The sequence below is a fragment of the Klebsiella sp. MS 92-3 genome, assembly GCF_000195655.1.
Lineage (GTDB): Bacteria > Pseudomonadota > Gammaproteobacteria > Enterobacterales > Enterobacteriaceae > Klebsiella > Klebsiella pneumoniae.
The window spans coordinates 19,918-23,622 of sequence record NZ_GL882811.1 but is presented as its reverse complement, the minus strand read 5'-3'; the positions used below and the strand labels follow the sequence as shown (position 1 = coordinate 23,622).

The following is a 3,705-nucleotide window of genomic DNA, read 5'->3' as shown; positions in this document are numbered from 1 at the left end:
AATGGCCATATCCGGCGAGGCGGCGGTGGTTTCCGGGTTAGTAATCACGTCGACCTTTTTGTTGGCCGCGGCGTCGATTTTTGCCTGGCGGTCGGCCAGCGCTTTATCAACGGCTTTGGCGACGATGGCGTCGATCTGTTCCTGCGTAAATTCTTGCGCCATGACAGAAATTGGGCACAGCGCGGCGACCACCGCCATGGCTAAAGGCAGTTTTTTTACAGTATTCATGGTTATCTCGCTTTAATAATTAATATATTTCAGATAATAACCATCCCATTCTGGCTAGAATAAATAGCCAAAATAAGCTGATTTGTTTTTTAGGGTACAGCGACGCCGGAGAATAATATTCTCGCTAACGTTATTCCATATTAATTAACGCTGGTACAGATGGATTAATTCTTCTGAGAACTCGCGGGCCAGCAGCGAATTCATCAAATGATCCTGGGCATGTACCATAATCAGCGTCATGGGCTGACGCGCTTCACCGGCATCCTGCCCGATGAGCTGGGTTTGCATCTGATGCGCCCGGCGGGCGTAGCCGTCGGCCTCGTTTAAGAGTAAGCGCGCTTCGTCGATATTTCCGGTTCGGGCCGCATGCAGCGCTTCAAAACATAATGAGCGTGACTGTCCCGCATTAACGATAATTTCCATTACCGCATCTTCTAATTCAATCATGTGTATTCCTGAGGTATTTATTATTTAATAATGCAGTGAAAGTCCATTTTCTGCATTATTACGCTGTCATCTTATTATCTCTCCGGAAGGAGAGGGATTAGCTAACGGTTTCTGCTACCGGAACGCTATTTTTGGCTTTCTCAACTTCGGTTTTCATTAAGGAACGTTCATAAGCGCGCAGGAACGGCAGGTAAATGACCGCCGACATCACCATGCAGATGAGACACATCACCACCGGGCTCAGGGTCCAGTTAGCCGCCCACGACGCGCCAATTGGGGCCGGCGTAGTCCACGGCGTCAGCGAGACCACCTGGCTCAGCCAGCCAAGACGCGTCGCGCCGTAAGCCAGCACCGCGTTGACCATCGGTACGCAGACGAAGGGGATAAACATCATCGGGTTCATGATGATCGGCGCCCCGAACAGAATCGGCTCGTTGATATTAAAGAAGCTCGGCACGATGCCCATCTTGCCGATGGTGCGCAGATGGGTGGCCCGGCTACGCAGCAGCAGGAAGGCCAGCGGCAGGGTAGAACCGACGCCGCCAATCAGCAGATAGTGATCCCAGAAGCCCTGCAGGTAGACGTGCGGCAGTACCGTGCCAGCCGCCAGCGCCGCCTGGTTTGCCGACAGGTTGGCCATCCAGAACGGGTTCATAATGCCGGTAACAATCAGCGAGCCGTGGATACCGGCGAACCAGAAAATCTGGCACATCAGAACAGAGAGCAAAATCGCCGGCAGCGAGTCGGAGGCGGAAACCAGCGGCTCCAGCAGATGCATGATCGCCTGCGGCAGGATCATCCCGGTCTGCGCTTCGATAAACAGATTCAGCGGATGCAGAGTCGCAATAACCACCAGCACCGGGATCAGGATTTCAAACGAACGGGCGACGCCGGTGGGGACCTCTTTCGGCAGACGAATCGTAATGTTGTTTTGCTTCAGCCACGCGTAAACGCGGGTGGAGTAGATGGCGGTGATCAGCGCGGTGAAAATGCCCTGACCGGACAGATACTGAGTGGAAATTTTGCCATCGGCATAGGGTGCGGCGACCAGCAGGAAAGCCATAAACGCCAGCAGACCGGACATCACCGGATCGAGCTGAAACTGACGACCGAGGCTGGCGCCAATGCCGACCGAGATAAAGAAGGTCATCACGCCCATGCTGAGGTTAAACGGCAGCATCAGCTGTTCGCGGTAGTGCTGGGAGAAATCAAGCCAGCCGCGGGCAAAGCCGTTGGTGGTATCGGGTGAAAACGGCGGAAAGATAAATACCAGCATGAAAGAGCCGATGATCATAAACGGCAAGGCGGCAGTGAAGCCATCGCGGATAGCGATAACGTATTTCTGCTGCCCAAGGCGTCCTGCCAGCGGAGTAATAGATTGCTCGATCACGGCAATCATGGACTGATACAGAGAACTCATTTCAACACCTCTCAGTGCGCCGCTGGGATCAGCGACAGAGCATAATTCAGGACGTTGTCTCCCCGCTGCATACCGTAGTCCATCGTATCGATGGGCTGAACGGGAATGTTCAGGGAAGCCGCTTTGTCAGACAGGGTTTTCAACATGTATTTCACCTGGGGGCCAAGCAACACCACCTGATACTGCGGAAACTGCATGTCAAATTCGGAAACGCCATAGGCGTCAATCTGCACCGGCAGGTCACGTTCATTCGCCGCCTCAACCATCTTTCTGACCAGCAGACTGGTGGACATCCCGGCAGAGCAGCACAGCATAATCTTGTACATCGACGACCATCCTCAAAATGTAAAAAGTTATTGCGTGGGTGATTTGATATCAGACGGAAACCGGTTTCCATTTATAAAAAGCAGAACTGTGATAGTGGTCAAGATCTCCTGCTTATAGGGCGGATTTATTGGATTTCGCTCACATTATTCTGTCGATTTGGCGATGTTTTGCGCTGAAATGGAAAATCGGTTTCCAAACAAATGGCGAAATGGATATACTGCGCTGGTCATAATTGAAGCGATTCAGGTTTACAGGATTTTGGCGGGACGCGGCGCCCGCGCAGGGGAAAATGATGTCGACAATCAATGATGTTTCACGACTTGCCGGGGTTTCCAAAGCCACGGTGTCGCGAGTGTTGAGCGGCTCACGTGGCGTGAAGGAAGCCAGTCGTCAGGCGGTGCTGCAGGCGGCGGAAGCGCTCAATTACCGGCCAAACATGATAGCCCAGTCGTTACTCAGCCAGTCCACCGGCTGCATCGGCGTCATCTGCGCCCAGGACAACATCAATCAAACCACCAGCTATCTCTACGCCCTGGAAAAACAGCTCAGCCAGCACCAGAAACACCTGCTGCTGCGCTTCGCCAACACCAGCCACGGCGTGATGAACTCTCTGGAGGAGTTGACCTGCGGGCTGTGCGATAACGTGCTGATCATCGGCGCGCGTTTTCCTCTGAATATTAACCGCCCGGACGTGGTGCTGGTGGACTGCCTCGATAGCGAAGGCGACAACAGTATTCAGTTCGATCATGCTTTCGCCGCCGAAACCGCCTGTCACTATCTGATTAGCCAGGGGAGACGGCAGATTGCGCTGATTCATCCGCAGAGCAGCGGCTTTGCCGACCAGGTGCTGCTGGGCTACAAGCACGCGCTGGAAAAAAACTTTTTGCCGTTTAATCGCAACCTGGTGTTTCTGGATAACACCTCGCCGTCGGTGGCGGTGCAGGAGCTGGTCAATAACGCCACGACGCTGAACTTTAACGCGCTGCTGGTGAGCGATGAACAGCAGGCGCAGCGCGTGGTGCCGCAGCTGCAGGCGTTTAACCGCGCCGTTCCGCAAAATGTCATGGTGTTTAGCCTCGCCGGATCGTTACAGCTGCCCGGTATCCCGACTATCCCGGCGATTGAATATTCCATGGACGCGATGGCGTCGCGGATCGTCAACTGGCTGACCGAGAAAACGGACAACCCGGGCGGCAGCCCGCTGCGCGGCGATTTAATTATTCCGAAGCACTAAACGCTGCTCTTGCCCTGACCCCCCCCCCCCCCCCCGCGGGGGGGTTTTT

4 protein-coding genes and 1 pseudogene are annotated in these 3,705 nt (G+C 54.2%); 1 reads left to right on the top strand and 4 read right to left on the bottom strand.

Annotated features, from left to right (window positions below; translation table 11 throughout):
• From HMPREF9538_RS13340 to HMPREF9538_RS13355, 4 genes and pseudogenes are all read right to left on the bottom strand, one after another.
• Positions 1-228 (bottom strand): annotated as a pseudogene (locus HMPREF9538_RS13340) (hypothetical protein); the annotation flags it as partial.
• 144 nt (positions 229-372) lie between these two features.
• Positions 373-675, bottom strand: coding sequence for a PTS lactose/cellobiose transporter subunit IIA (locus HMPREF9538_RS13345; protein ID WP_002923158.1), 303 nt, complete (start codon positions 673-675; stop codon positions 373-375).
• 97 nt (positions 676-772) lie between these two features.
• Positions 773-2,095 (bottom strand): PTS cellobiose transporter subunit IIC, encoded by a 1,323-nt coding sequence (locus HMPREF9538_RS13350; protein WP_002923156.1) that lies wholly within the window; start codon positions 2,093-2,095, stop codon positions 773-775.
• Positions 2,096-2,106: 11 nt separating this feature from the next.
• Positions 2,107-2,421, bottom strand: coding sequence for a PTS sugar transporter subunit IIB (locus HMPREF9538_RS13355; protein ID WP_004145041.1), 315 nt, complete (start codon positions 2,419-2,421; stop codon positions 2,107-2,109).
• 293 nt (positions 2,422-2,714) lie between these two features.
• On the opposite strand from HMPREF9538_RS13355, the gene HMPREF9538_RS13360 reads away from it, so the two are divergent.
• Positions 2,715-3,656 (top strand): LacI family DNA-binding transcriptional regulator, encoded by a 942-nt coding sequence (locus HMPREF9538_RS13360; RefSeq protein WP_002923154.1) that lies wholly within the window; start codon positions 2,715-2,717, stop codon positions 3,654-3,656.
• Positions 3,657-3,705: the final 49 nt, after the last annotated feature.